This is a genomic window from Clostridium akagii DSM 12554, assembly GCF_000686725.1.
In the GTDB taxonomy this organism is placed as follows: Bacteria; Bacillota; Clostridia; order Clostridiales; family Clostridiaceae; genus Clostridium_I; species Clostridium_I akagii.
The window spans coordinates 463363-478197 of the sequence record NZ_KK366007.1 but is presented as its reverse complement, the minus strand read 5'-3'; the positions used below and the strand labels follow the sequence as shown (position 1 = coordinate 478197).

Below are 14835 nucleotides of genomic sequence, written 5' to 3'. Positions count from 1 at the left end.
TATCCTTTTCATGATAGAAATCATGATTTTTTAAGGAAACTCGACTCGCTGCGCTCCCTGAGTAAGTTCGAATGACAAAATATGAAATTTTGATTCTCACTTACCTTGCAAGTTTAACCTATTATTGATATCCTATAATGGCATGCTCGAAAAACCATTTTATGCATTTATTATTACTATTTAATGGATTTTTCAGTGTTTTTACCTGTAATTTATTATAATTAATTTTGAAATCTACTTATTAGTATTAATCGTAAATAATCAAAAAATAAAATATATGTATAAGAAGGTGCCTTATTTGAGTAGAGGTGGCGAAAAATCAAAATCAAATAAAAAAAATCAATTATCAAGAAATAAAATTCCTAATTCTTCATTGATAAAATCAGCAACTATAAAGCCACTTAAAGTTATAAAAAATAATGCAAGTATTCCAAGAAAAAAACATACTAAAAGAAATATCTTAATAGTTCTTTTGATAATTTTTTTACCACCTCTATTTATTATAGTCACCAGGGTGAATACCTTAGATTCATACAAAAAAAATCATGACACATTCAACCCAAATTTTTCACTTTTTATTAAAAGACAAATAAAAATTTCAGACGAAAGGAGTTCTAAAATTGACACCATATTGGGTGATTCTTACGACACCACTAAATCAAAAGCTCCTACTTCTAGTGAAGTTAACATAGATTACAGCCATCGTAATTTTAGTACAAACTATAATTTTTCAGTAACAACAGGAGTCTCCTTTGATTCTTCTCAGCAAAAAGAATTAGATCAGAATCTCCTTATTGATCTTACAATAGCTAAGGATGGTTTATTTGATGAGGTTGCATTTAGTAAAATCATACAAACCTATAGTGATAACCTTAATCCCAATGAATTGGTTACTAATATCAAGACAGTTTGTACTAACTTTAAAAAGAATGGTAAAGCTAGCTTTTCATTAAACAAAGGCAATATACGTGTGTCTGTTTCTTATGTTTCTGAAATAGATAATAATTTATGTATGACCGTAATTATTATAGAAGACAAAAAAGATCCAATTGAAATTTTAGAAAATGATTAAAATAACTATAACGAAATGAGGTGTCATAGACTATGATAGGTTACAATAATCTTAGTAAAAAGCTAGCAGAAATAAAATCTTTATATTCAGATGTAATTTTTAATTTGGATGACATAGAATCCTTTGTAGATAAAGAAAAGCTAAATTCAAGAAAATACATTAAGTATCTCCCTATTTTAAATGAGTGCCAAGATTACATTGAAGACATTATTTCAAAAGAACATATAAAAGGATTCCTAAATAGAATATTATCTTCTAATGATGAAGAAGTAAAAAATCTCCGTATATTTATAAAAAGTAAAGAAAATATTTTTGTTCAACTAAAAGCTTGCACAAAATGTAAATGCTTTAAATGTGATAATAATTGTAAAATTGAAGCTTGTGACAGATGTGAGATTGGTGGAAAAATAGATTTCTGTGATAATGATAAGGTGATTGTCTATACTTTTTTAAATAAAACCTTACAATTTAAAAATAACAAAACCGATGAAATTAATACTTATAATGTGCTTGGAATAGTTCAAGATTTGGAATATGACCAACTTTTTAAAATCATAGAGTTTAATAAACAAAAATATGTGTTGTACTTCTATCCCAAGTTATCTGGAGATAGCTATGGTGAAATCAAAAACGCAGAAGATTTTAACTTTGCAGTTAAAGCATTCGATGAGACTTATGTATATGAGGTGAGGTAATTGCGTAGCCCTAAAGGTAACCTAGAAACAAATAGACTAGGCGAAATGACTGAATATATAACAGGTGATTTTACAATAATAGAAAAAAAAATTGATAATAATACAACTTTTTTAAAACCTAAAATCATTTATACTAAACAAAAAATAAAAAACATTTTACCACATCTACATAAAAAGTATTTTGTTATATCTATTTTAGTAGTACTTTATTGTATATTTATATCAAATTTGTTGGAGCCAAGTTATATTAATACTAACCCAAATAAATCCATCACTATTTCTCCACATTATGTCAAAATAATCAAGGATGGAATAAAAGCATCTGAGACTAGACATAATTCACTTGTAAAAATACTGGGAAATAAATATACAGTAACAAAAACATCATCACCAATTAGCAATTATGTAGACGATAAATATTCTTATTTAAGTGATCATCCTGAGACTGATGACATTACTAGAATAACTGATGGCATTGATTTTGTACCCTCATCAAATAACAATTTATATCAAAAAATGCACATATATTTAAATAGGATAAGACCAGGTGAAGATGTAAAACTTGATAGTAACTTTAACAAAATTCTAACTTCTTTTAGTCCTAAACTTACAACAAATTATATATCTGCCCAAATTAAACAAGCATGTAATGACTATTATCAAATAAAAAAAGATTCAAAAACTTTTACTGTTGATGATATGGATCTTAAAATTACAATTTATCCACAAGACGATTTTCTGTATCTCAGCATATCAATTACTTTATTTCAGGATACTTTTTCTTAAGATTCTGTTAGGTTTGAATTCAGAAAATGTAACAAATAATAGAAAATATAAAATGAGGTGGCATATTTGAGTAGAGGTGACGGGAAATTACACTTAGATGAAAAAGTTGAATTATCAGGATATAAAACTGGCGATTATTCATTAATTAACATAACAACTGTGGATAAAATATCAATTGTAACTCAACCTAAATTTATAAAAAAAATTATAACAACTACAAGAAAAAGAAATATTATAATTATTGCTCTGATAATTGTTTTACCATTACTATTTATTTCGTTAAATACAATTATCAATAATATTAATATTTTTCATATTAATGCATCTGAAAATAAACCATTCAATCCAAATTTTTCACCTTTTATAAAAAAACAAATAGCTATTTCAGATAAACGAAATGACGAAATTGGTGTTATATTAGGCAATTCTTACGATATGGCTAAATCAAAATCTCCAACTTCTAACAATGCTTACATAAACTACATATATACTAAATTTGTTAGTGACCCTAATACTAGGTCATCTGCCGGAGTAACTACTGGTGTATATTTTGATACTTCAGAACAGAAAAGTTTAACCCAGTCTCTTCTTCTTAACATTATAGTAACTAAAAATGGATTGTTAGACGAGTCTACTTTCAAAAAACTTATACAAACCTACAGTGATACCCTTAATCCAGATGAATACGTTAATAATATAAAATCAGCTTTTATTTCATATAAAAAAGGTGATAAATCCTCTAACTCCTTCGATAAAGGGCATATACATATATCTGTATTCTTTGCTAATGCTAATGATAAAAATAATGATTTATTGATGACTCTAAGTATTTCCCAGGAAAATGAGGATAATTCTTGAGTTTTAGACAATTAAACTCGTGTTTTATTAGACATTTCAACTTTAGAATTTTTATATTTTAAGTAATACATCTCCTGATTCCCTCAACTATAATATAATGACAACTGGTTAAAATCATGCTATGATTTGGATATCATTATATTAAGGAGGTTACTAATGTCAGAAATTAATACAACATCAATGAAAAAATTATGGAATCCTAGATCATTCATTATATTTTCTATATTGTTTTCATTTTTACCTGCCGGAATTATGTATGCAGTTAATTATGGTCGCTGTGGAAATAAGAAAAAAAAATGGACATACCTATTATCAGTTATCGTCGGTTTTATAGTTGCTACAGCTTTAACTTTTATAATTCCAAATAATATAACTAAATATGCATTCTTTGCTGTAAATGCTGGTCTTGGAACATATTTCAAGACTTCACAACAAGAACTATATTCACAACATATTCAAAATTCTGGGAAAATGGCTTCTTATTTGTTACCAATAATTATTTGTATATTTGTTACAGGTGTAATTATTGCCTCCCTCATATATTCTATTTCCATTCCCGACAATTACATAAGCTATAATAAAAATGAGCTCTACTATACTGACAATATAACAAAGGCTAAAGCAAAAAATATAGGAGACTACTTGCAATCTGAAGGTTTATTTGATAATAATTCCCAGATGGGTATGAAAATAGATGAACAAAATAATTTATATATTTTCTCCATAATAATAAACCCTGATTACTTGAATGATAAAAAATTAGTTACCTCCATGAAGTCCTTATCAAAAGATCTTACACAAAATATCTTTGAAAATACTAAGGTTAGAGTAGATTTATGTAATTCTACATTTAAAGTTTTAAAATCTATCAATCCAAATTGACAATTAAAATTATAAATTTAATGGATTTCGCCATATTACCCATAATAATATTTTTATTATGGATAATATGGCCTTTTATATATAGAAATCATTATTTTTTAATGGAAACTCGACTCGCTGTGCTCGCTGAGTAAGTTCGACTAACAAAATTAAAATTTTGATTCTCACTTAGTAGTTCACATGTACAAGCCAAAATTTAATATTTTTATCACTCCATCCAAGATCCCAAGGCACCTTGTTTCTATCTGTATTATGGCAACTAACTAAAGCATACCCTCTAGAATCATTTCCTGTCACTGTTGATATATGGGTAATATCACCTTTTTTTTCATAAGCCACAAAATCCCCAGGTTTCATCTTATATGAAACTTTATAGACTTTATCATAACTCCCATGTGCAATTAGAGATGCTCTGCCACTATTAATCATATAATTTTTAAAACCATCAGCGTTTAGCCAAGCTCTTGTTGCACCTCCGCTATCATAATTCCAAGCACCATTTTTCCTAAACTTTCCGCCTTCAAACAAAATCTGAGAAGCAAAGTTGGCACAATCCCCACCTTGTGGATTATAATCTCTATATTTTTTATTGTATTTATATCCGTTTTTCCCTTCACTAGCAGCTCCACAATATTCTTCAGCATATAATGCCGCCTTTAACCTTCTATCACCAATATTATTATCAGTTGAATTTTGGGATAATATAAACTCCTTGCTAGAATAGGCTTTAATATTATCAAGGTACAATGAATCGGCGAAAGGATCTTTATACCATTCTTTTGTTATTATCCAATTTCCACTTCTATTTACAATATTTAATATATGATAAGTTCCTATCCTTGAACTATTTTCTACAGATGGCTGATTATCATATTGATATTTGTATTCTGTAGAACATAATAAATTTACAGAATAACTATCTATGCTTTTTTCTTTTATCCTTTTTATCACTATATTGGGCTTTATTTCAGTAAATTTAATTCCCTGTTTCTCCTGCCAATTGTGTATATATTGCATTTTTTTCTTTTCATGATCATATGCCCAAGTACCGTATTTTGTGTTAGTATCAAAAATAGTTTTAATTAGAGCTGAATCACCATTAATTAGTGCCTTATTTCTATTGTTGAAAATTGAATTAATAGCCTTCTCTACCTCCTGCTTATGATCAGATATTTCTTCACCCATAGCCAAGCTAGTGATAAATGGACTTATACACATAAAGCTTAATAATACTGTTTTTATTAAAAATTTGCTGTTTTTTCTCCAAAAATAGCCCATAGTTTACTCCTTCACTCTAGTACTTTATTAATTTTATCAACACAATTTTTAACCTGCTGATCATTAGTAGGAACTCCTTCATACCAATTTCGCCTATTTGTATTAGCATTTCCAAAATATTTTGCTTTCATAATTATTTCAGGTCTGTATTCAAAATGTAAGGTATCAAAATGTCCCCATTTCCCACCCCAAACAAAATTATTTTTTTGAAATATATCCACAACTTCTTTAGGATAAACGTCCAATCGTTTTTGACCTTCTTCTCTTGATGCCCATTTCCAGTAATCCCTTCTATCGCGATTTAAATCTATAGCTATTCCATAGGCATGTGGACTAAATTTATTTGTACCAGAAATCAATCTATAGTTATAGGTGCCATTTAAAGGAAATACAGAAGAATAAATATTCCCGCTTTTACCCACCATAGCTGTAATTTCCTTAAATGTCTCTTGCAAGGAAGCTGAGGCTTTATTATTTCCATTAAACTGTAGTTTTCTATAAACTAAATTAGTATTCTTTAAATTATGCTCTATTGCATTTCTTCCTCTTCCGTATACCTCATCAAGTATCTCATATACTCTGTTTCTTCCTGGATTTTTATCCTTTTCCATTAGTTTCCTTGTAGTCTCTAGTGGGTATATTTCTTCCATCATATCCTGCAAATCAGTATTCTGAAATTTTTGTTCTGGATTTTTTTTCATCTTGTCATCATATAAAATTTTTTTACCTGAACTCATAACAATATATACATTCCCACCGGTTTCATTAATCACAGCTGTAATATTTTCAGGATAGGCCATCATTAAGCAGAGTATATCTTGTTTCATGGTTTCTGAATATTTGTCATGATTTATATTTGTTTTACCTTCTACTACGCAGGGGTTGTTTACAATTAAACATATACTTATAATACATAAAATTATTTTTTTCATTTTTATCACCTTAATCCTATTGTTCTTTTATTATTCCGCATTAAATTAAGTTTATCCAATTTTTTTTACAATCCATTTTTTACTTTTTTTGAATAAAATAAAGCTGTTTCACAACAAAAAATTTTTATATTGTGAAACAGCCCTATTTTATTCATGGATTTTTGGTAGAAAACATTTCATAAACTTATCACTGCTTTATATGATTTTCCTGATTATCTTATCCTTTTCCTCACATATAATATTGACCTCTTCATCATCATTTCTTGTTTTTAAAATTACTTTGTGTCCCCAAAGTTCAAATACGTATTTTAGTGTTTCTTCTGCATAAGTGTTATTTAATTCTCTTCCATCATACACATGTTCTATAACTAAAGTTTTATCCTGAAGTGACATATCCTGTATCCTTATTACTGGTACTGATCCCATACCACAGGAAGAACAAAGAGTATTTCTTATATTAATCCATCCACTTTTATCTGAAACTTCCTTTATAACATATTTATCTGATTCCTTTACATACTCAAACAGGTTTAACTCATTACAAAGTTCTTCTGTTAGATATCTTCTTAAAAAAGATTCATCTCTCTCCAGTTCTCTAACCTCAAATATCTTTTCTATTCCAAATTTTTCATAAAGAAAGCTAAAAATTTTAAACCCGATAAAATATGGGTTTATTGATCCCATACCTGGTGCTATTACATCATTATGACGTTTAATAAATTCTAAATAAAGTTCATCCCGTAAATTAAGTTTTTTTAATATATTGTAATGCCAAAAACTGGCCCATCCTTCATTCATTATTTTAGTTTCAATTTGTGGCACGAAATATGCTGTTTCCTGCCTTACTATTTCTAATAAATTTTGTTCCCATTCCTGCAAGTTTCCGTATTTAATAATAAAGTATAATACATCTTCTTCTGGTTCTAAAGGTACCTTGCTCAGATCCCTTATTTTTTTTTCTTGGTAAGGTTCAATAATACTTCTTCTAGTATTACTATCCACATAATCCTTTATAATTTTAATTTTAAGTTCCTCTTCGCTAACCTTTACTTCACCAATAGTTCTTTTAGTCTGTAACTTGATAGCATGTGCTGCATCTAAGATTCTCTCAACCCTTTTGTATCCAATACTTGGATCATTAATATAACTCCTCACAGCATCAGCATGAGCCTTAAACATTTCTACTGTATACCCTGCACGAGTGCCCTCTGCAAAAAGTCTGTTATTTTTAAAAAAATCATTATGTCCATATACATGAGCAATTGTTAATATTTGCAAAAGCAAAGTATTTTCTTTCATAAGATATGCAATACAGGGGTCTGAATTTATTACCATTTCATATGGAAGACCACTTAAATTATATTTGTATATAGTACTGCTCTTTTCGTAGGCCTTGCCAAAACTCCAATGTGGATATCTAGATGGCATTCCTAGATAGGCTTCATAAGCTAGCATCTCCTTATACCCAATCATTTCGAATTCCTGCTCATAATAATTAAGTCCAAATTCTTTTGCTATTTTTTCAATCCTTTCATTCCAATCTTCTATCTCATTTAAACTGTATTCCAATATTTCCATTACTCCTCCACAAATTAATCATTGAACTTGTCACTTGTCACTTGTTTATTCCTTTTTCAGCATCTCTTTAAGTGCATTCCACAAATCATTTTTTCTTTTAATTGAAACTGCAATAAATTTTTTACTCTCCACTTCCCGCATAAGTCTATCCTTTATGTTTGTGGTGTAATAGCCACTCATTATTTCTGCATAACCTAACATGTTGCATTTTTCGCATAATTCATTAACTGCAATAACTGTTTTCTCATTATCTTCAGACCAATTATCTCCGTCACTCACATAAAATGCATATATATTCCAATACGCAGGATTATACCTTTTATCAATTATATTTAATGCCATGTTTATGCCACTAGATATATATGTGCCTCCAGATTCCACCTTATGAAAAAATTCAAATTCATTTACTTCTTTAGCTATAGTTGAATGTGCAATAAAAACCGTCTCCACATTTGAATATTTTGTACTAACAAATTGCGAAAGAATAAAAAAGAATGACCGTGCCAAATATTTTTTTGTACTGTCCATGGACCCTGAAACATCCATGACACAAAAAATAACCGCATTGCACTCTCTTTTATATGTTTTTTTTATTCTGTAGTATCTAAGGTCATCATTATTAAATGGAAATCTTTCTATTTTTTCTTCAAGCCCCTCTTCTATCAATGCTCTTTTTTTATTCTGCTCCCTTTTTATTTTTTCAATTGTAGTTCTCTTTTTAGCAAGCCTTGGATTTATACCATGTTTTTGATATCCGGATTTTTTAGTTCCATTTTCCGTTATTATTTTGCTGAATTTTTTCTTATCCATTTCTGGAAGTTCTAGTTCTTCCATCAAGTAATTAAGTACATCTTCTAAAGTAATTTCCGTTTCGTAAATATCTTCTCCTTCTTCATTGCCTGCACCTTGATTTCCATTAGCACCTTCATTACCTCTATCCGTTCCTATGACCTGACCTCTTTTTTCATCCCCATCACCACTTCCAACACCAGGTGTATTTTTACCATATATAAATTGATATTCTTTTATTCCTCTAATAGGTATTTTAATCTTTTTATCTTTACTTTGACCTATTATACTTTCTTCAGATAAAATATCTCCTAAATTTTCCTTTATTGATTTCTCAACTAATTGCCTATGTCTTCTTCTATCCTCAACTGACCTATCCCCTCCTATATTAGTATTATCGTGCTCTTTAAATATAGTCACCTTATCAATCCCTCCACAAATTGTTAGCTGCATATTTTAATATTACATCGCAGCAATGATCACAATATCCATTTTCCTTCATCTGTAGAACCATAGTACTATACTTTTCATCTTGATCTTTGTCTCTAATCCTTGATTTAGTTATTATTCGTGATATATCCTTCACTGAATTTGTTAATTTTTTTTCTATGGCTTCTTTCAAAGGCTCATAGGACGTATAATCAATTTTCCCGCCTTTTCTTACTACATAAAACATGTAAGACGTAACATCACTTCTAAATCCTTTGGCTGAATTTTCAGAGATAACTATCTGCTCCTCTATGGATCTCATAAATTTTTCGTCTGGATTAAGTTCCTCACCTGTGGATTTATCTTTGATTTTATTTTTATTCACAAATGCCTCTGCATTATCAAGATAATTATTGAAAAGTGTTTCTGCCTGCTCTCTAAAGCTGTTAATGAATGCCTTGGTAACTTCCTTTTCAAGTATATTATTATATTCTTTTCTAATGCTATCTTGGATAAAACCTAAATATTTTTTCTTTTCATCCTCAGCAATGTCTAAATCTTTAACTGATCTTATAATACTCTCCATAATACTTAATGGATTTATGCAATCAAACTCTGAAACGGATAGTGCATTGTCTATTGCTTTAATAATAAATCTTGTGGAAATTCCACTCATTCCCTCATCAAGTCCTGCTTCTTCTTTTAGTTCAGTTATGTCTATTTTTTTAGTCGTCCCCTTCTCCACAATTTCTTCCCCATTATATATTTTTAATTTGGTTAATGTATCAACCTTATTAGATGGCTTAAGCCTTGTAAGTATTGCGAATTTGGCTGCAGTTTCTATAGTATGTGGTGCTATATGTGCATCAAAATAGCTCTTACCTAATATTTTTTTATAAATTTTAACTTCCTCGTTAAGCTCCATGCAATATGGTACTTCAATCTTAACAATTCTATCTAAAATAGCTTCATTGGTATGATCTGACTTGAACCTATTCCACTCAGACTCATTAGAATGAGCAAGTATTACCCCATCAAAGTAAATCATAGAACCCTTACCTGGTGATGGTATTGATTTCTCTTGTGTTGCGGTAATGATCGTATGAAGATACTCCACGTCATTTTTGAATACTTCTATAAATTCTACTAGTCCTCTGTTACCTACATTAAATGCTCCATTTAGTGAAAATATCCTAGGATCATCTTCTGGGTACATATCCATTTTTGATATATTTACAGAACCAGTAAGTATTGAAGTATCTTGATTATTTGGATCTACCGGAGGAACTACTCCCACACCTTTTCTTGATCTTATTGAAAAGGTAGTTGTGTCCACCATAAACTTTTCGTACTCACCATGATAATCATGGACCAATCTATGTTTACAAATTGGGCATAAATCTCCTTCAATTTCAATGCCAAGTGCTTCACTAAATTCATCTCTAAGATGTTTAGGTATTAAATGAAGTGGCTCCTCATGCATTGGGCATCCCCTTGGATAATATATTGGTTCAGCACTCTCAAGAGCTTTTTTAAGTGAGTCAACAAGTGATGATTTTCCTGCGCCAACTGGTCCCACTAAATACAATACTTGTCTTGATTCCTCCCCTCTCATTGATGCAGAATAAAAATAATTCACTAATTTCATAATTACTTTATCAATACCAAAAAAGTCATTTTTAAAAAAATTATATTTTTTAATTATGTCATTTCCATATATTTTTCTTATCCTATGATTTTCCTCTGGATTTAAAATCTCAAAACCATTTTTTATTATTAAATCATACATTCTTTTGTGTGCTAGTTCTGCTATCATTGGATTCTTTTTTACTAGGTTCAGATACTCCAAAAAACTACCTTGAAACTTGAATTTGTCACTTTTTTCTCTATCACTTTTTATTAATTCACTGAACTCCATGTTTTTCCTCCCACCTAAATTTATAACAAAGTAATAATTATGGCGATGAAGCATATTACAAAATACACCAGAATAGTAGCTTGTTATTTTTTGATGCTTCCTAATACTTTGCTTATAAAAATATATGTCAAGACAAGCCCCTAACATGATAAATAAATGAAAAAAGATTACCTGAATTTGTATAAAACAAATTCAGGTAATCTTTTTGCTATTTTTAGCTGTCACATTTTTTTATTTAATTCCCTCTTGAAATTCAATTTGATCTTCAATATTTTTATTTATTTTTTTGCTGTTATAAAATCTTATCCCAGTTATTATAGCACCTATTGCAGATATTATACCCGCAAACAAATATACATATCTCATCCCATACATAAATACATCCGCTCTACCATTTACATAATCTATAACTCTATATCCTATTTTGTGGCTCATTCTATTATATAATAACAATGTTGCTAGTGAGGTTCCTGCAACCATTCCCACATTTCTTACTAATGCATTTATACTTCCTGCTATACCAAGCTTATCCTTTGACACTGTTGACATAATAAGTGAAGTATTAGGTGATTGGAACATCCCATTTCCAATGGTCATTATTACAATAAACGCCATAAGAAACACTAGTGGCGATTTTGCATCTAACATAGCTATTAGTAGTAATCCTAAGCTAGACAATGTAAGTCCAATCAAGGTAAGAATTAGTGAACCAATCTTATCTGATAAATATCCACTAAATGGAGCCACTACTGCTAAAACAATTGGTGATACCATCATAAGAATTCCTGTTACTGCTGGTGATAATTTTTGTGCATCTTGAAAATAAAAAGGTAATATAATATTTGATGCACTTATTGCTACAAATGCTATGAAAGCGCATCCTATACTTATGGAAAACAAACTATTATTAAATATATTTAATTGAAGTAGTGGAAGCTCTGATTTTTTCTCAACAATTATAAATAATATAAATGATATTATTGAAAGAATAAACACAGATATAATTATAGGATTGTTATATCCTGTATTTTGTCCTTGTCCAATGGCTACAAATAATGCTACCATGGTTATTGCAAATAATACTGCTCCCTTTACATCCATTTTTTCATCTTTAGCTTCCCCTGATTTAGGGAATATTTTAGTGGTCATTATAAATACTATAATTCCTATTGGTACATTGATTAAAAATATATATTTCCAACTTACAGCTGAAACTATCATTCCTCCAAGTGGTGGACCCGCCATTGCGCCTAATGCAACAAAAGTTCCTATAACTCCAAGAGCTCTTCCCCGTTCATTTGGCGGAAAAACATGTGTTATTATTCCTTGACTCGTTGCCATAGTTGCCGATGCTCCAATGGCCTGTAAAACCCTTGCTGCTACAAGTATTGGAAGTGAATCTGTAAACCCACACAATAAGGAACCTATGGTAAACAATACAACTCCAAATTGAAATACTTTAGTCTTACCTATAATATCCCCTAGTCTACCAAATATTAGAATTGTTGCAGCAACCGCTATAAGAAAGCTGGTAACTACCCATTCTATTTCTCCCATACTAACATGCATCTTTTGTGACATAACTGGCAATGCTACATTTACAATACTTCCATCTAATGTGGCCATAAATGTTGCTAATAATACATTAACTAAAATAACCCATCTGTTTTTAAATACGGTACTTTCTGTCTCACTCAAAGTTTTTCATCCTTTCAATACATTCTTTTTTATGTCTTTTACCATTAATTAAAACCTTCTCGAGAAATCTTATTGATTCCTCTATTTTTTCGTCACTACTACCCTGAACTAGAATATCAATCCATTCTTTTATTATTTCAATTACTTCAGGTATTATCTCTTTTCCCTTACTTGTTATATAAAGTTTATAAGCTCTTGTATCTTCTCTATTTTCCTCTTTCCTTATATATCCAAGTTCTATAAGTTTTTTAACATTTCTTGTAGCCATAGCTTTATCCACATTAAGCTCTTTACTTATTTTATTTTGACATACACCTTCATTTTCACTCAATGTAAGTAAAAATGGATAGGTACCAATGGAAAGACTAAATTTTTCTAGTTTTTTTTCTAAATACTCTTGGGTACACCTATATATACGTCCATTTAACTTAATTAATTTCCTTGCTTTATTATCCATATCCATATTCTTTCACCACTTCTCTAAAACTATAATATCACAATATAGTTGATTAGTCAACTATATTACAGGTGGAACTTTATCAAAAATAGAAAAAGCTAATCATATCCTACACTATTTTGCTAAGCTACGCATGCTTACTTTAAAATTTCTTTGTCAAAACAATTTATACCTTTTATATACATATAATTATCTTCAATAGCTATAATATTCATCCTTCCATGGACTATCTTAAACTTAAAAAAGTAGTCCTGTTTATTAAATACAAGTGATAGTGCACAGCTTATTACTCCTCCATGTGTTACAACTAGTATTTTGCCCTTGAGCCCAGAAATATACTTGAGAAAACTCTCTGTTCTATTAAACACTTCCTTTAGACTCTCACCACGTGGGATTTTATAATTAAAATAGTCTGCTGACCATTCTTTACTCTCTACAGGATATTTTTCACATATTTCATTATAAGAAAGACCTTCGAATATTCCAAAATTCATTTCCTTAAGTCTATAGTCAATAACATAATTATCCCCTGTTATTATTTCAGTAGTTTGAATTGTTCTCTTTAATGGACTTGAAAAAATCTTATCAAATTGTATTCCCTTCAATAATTTGCTTAAATTTTCAATTTCTTTTTTTCCTTTAGATGATATTTCGGTGTCTATGATTCCTACGTATGCATTTTTTTCATTTAAAAGAGTTTTGCCATGTCTTACAAAAACTATATCCATTTTTGGGCCACCACAAATCCTATCAATGCTAAAATTTCACATAATTCAGCATTTGCGCCAAATACATCACCAGTTACTCCACCTATTATTTTATAAGAATACCTCATGAATAATAAAGAAAAAATAATCACTGTGAGTATTACAATCAAAAAATTATATTTTGCAATAAAAGCACCAACTAAAATAAAAATTATAGCTGAAACAATGAAATACTTCTTTGAATCCTTATTTATAAGCATATCACCCATGCCACCTTTTCTTGGTGACTTTCCAAAGGAAAAAAACATTGCCACCATGGTTCTTGATATCCCACTAGATAAAATAATATATACCATTGCCATATTTTTATCCATACTTTTAATAACCACATATTTAAATAACAAGTCCATAACTATGGCTATAACTCCAAAAGCGCCAACCCTGCTATCCTTCATTATTTCCAATATTTTTTCTTTAGGTCTTGAAGAAAAAAAGCCATCTGCTGTATCTGAAAGACCATCCATATGTAATCCACCAGTTGTAACTACTAGTGATAAAACTGCGCAGAGCGCCGCCATATCATTATTTATAAAACTAAATACATAATATATAATTGCTGCAATAGCACCAATTAGCATACCAATAAAAGGAAAATAGAATGTAGCCTTTGTTAAATTTTTTCTGTCATAATCTACATTTATATTCACAGGCAATCTTGTTAAAAATTGCAATCCCAGTATCAAACCCTTTATCATA

At 29.6% G+C, this 14835-nt stretch carries 14 protein-coding genes; 5 read left to right on the top strand and 9 right to left on the bottom strand.

Annotated features, from left to right (window positions below; genetic code table 11):
• The first annotated feature begins 298 nt into the window (after positions 1-298).
• From BR66_RS0117750 to BR66_RS0117730, 5 genes are all read left to right on the top strand, one after another.
• Entirely contained in the window at positions 299-1072 is a 774-nt protein-coding gene (locus BR66_RS0117750) for a hypothetical protein (RefSeq protein WP_026884109.1), read from the top strand.
• A gap of 32 nt (positions 1073-1104) precedes the next feature.
• On the top strand, positions 1105-1767 hold the full coding sequence (locus BR66_RS0117745; protein WP_026884108.1) for a hypothetical protein: 663 nt from the start codon (positions 1105-1107) through the stop codon (positions 1765-1767).
• Positions 1768-2553: a hypothetical protein gene (locus BR66_RS0117740; protein WP_026884107.1), complete on the top strand. Its 786-nt coding sequence runs from the start codon at positions 1768-1770 to the stop codon at positions 2551-2553.
• Positions 2554-2619: 66 nt separating this feature from the next.
• Complete coding sequence (locus tag BR66_RS0117735; protein WP_026884106.1) at positions 2620-3411, top strand: hypothetical protein; 792 nt, start codon at positions 2620-2622, stop codon at positions 3409-3411.
• 156 nt (positions 3412-3567) lie between these two features.
• Complete coding sequence (locus BR66_RS0117730; RefSeq protein WP_026884105.1) at positions 3568-4293, top strand: DUF1761 domain-containing protein; 726 nt, start codon at positions 3568-3570, stop codon at positions 4291-4293.
• A gap of 168 nt (positions 4294-4461) precedes the next feature.
• Here BR66_RS0117730 and BR66_RS0117725 read toward each other — a convergent pair whose 3' ends face one another.
• From BR66_RS0117725 to cobS, 9 genes are all read right to left on the bottom strand, one after another.
• Positions 4462-5571, bottom strand: coding sequence for an amidase domain-containing protein (locus BR66_RS0117725; RefSeq protein WP_026884104.1), 1110 nt, complete (start codon positions 5569-5571; stop codon positions 4462-4464).
• An 11-nt stretch (positions 5572-5582) separates the two neighbouring features.
• On the bottom strand, positions 5583-6503 hold the full coding sequence (locus BR66_RS0117720) for a M15 family metallopeptidase (protein ID WP_026884103.1): 921 nt from the start codon (positions 6501-6503) through the stop codon (positions 5583-5585).
• Between the two features lie 195 nt (positions 6504-6698).
• Complete coding sequence (locus BR66_RS0117715) at positions 6699-8072, bottom strand: SpoVR family protein (protein ID WP_026884102.1); 1374 nt, start codon at positions 8070-8072, stop codon at positions 6699-6701.
• A 54-nt stretch (positions 8073-8126) separates the two neighbouring features.
• A complete protein-coding gene (yhbH, locus tag BR66_RS0117710; RefSeq protein WP_026884101.1) occupies positions 8127-9290 on the bottom strand; it encodes a sporulation protein YhbH in 1164 nt (387 codons plus the stop codon).
• A 4-nt stretch (positions 9291-9294) separates the two neighbouring features.
• Positions 9295-11217 (bottom strand): PrkA family serine protein kinase, encoded by a 1923-nt coding sequence (locus tag BR66_RS0117705; protein ID WP_026884100.1) that lies wholly within the window; start codon positions 11215-11217, stop codon positions 9295-9297.
• A gap of 231 nt (positions 11218-11448) precedes the next feature.
• Entirely contained in the window at positions 11449-12915 is a 1467-nt protein-coding gene (locus BR66_RS0117700) for an MFS transporter (RefSeq protein ID WP_026884099.1), read from the bottom strand.
• A complete protein-coding gene (locus BR66_RS0117695) occupies positions 12908-13378 on the bottom strand; it encodes a MarR family winged helix-turn-helix transcriptional regulator (protein WP_341350073.1) in 471 nt (156 codons plus the stop codon). Before BR66_RS0117695 ends, BR66_RS0117700 begins: the two co-directional genes overlap by 8 nt.
• A 131-nt stretch (positions 13379-13509) precedes the next feature.
• Positions 13510-14100, bottom strand: a complete 591-nt coding sequence (locus BR66_RS0117690) for a histidine phosphatase family protein (protein ID WP_026884097.1) — start codon at positions 14098-14100, stop codon at positions 13510-13512.
• On the bottom strand, positions 14091-14834 hold the full coding sequence (gene cobS / locus BR66_RS0117685) for an adenosylcobinamide-GDP ribazoletransferase (RefSeq protein WP_026884096.1): 744 nt from the start codon (positions 14832-14834) through the stop codon (positions 14091-14093). The genes BR66_RS0117690 and cobS overlap by 10 nt, the downstream gene beginning before the upstream one ends.
• Position 14835: the final 1 nt, after the last annotated feature.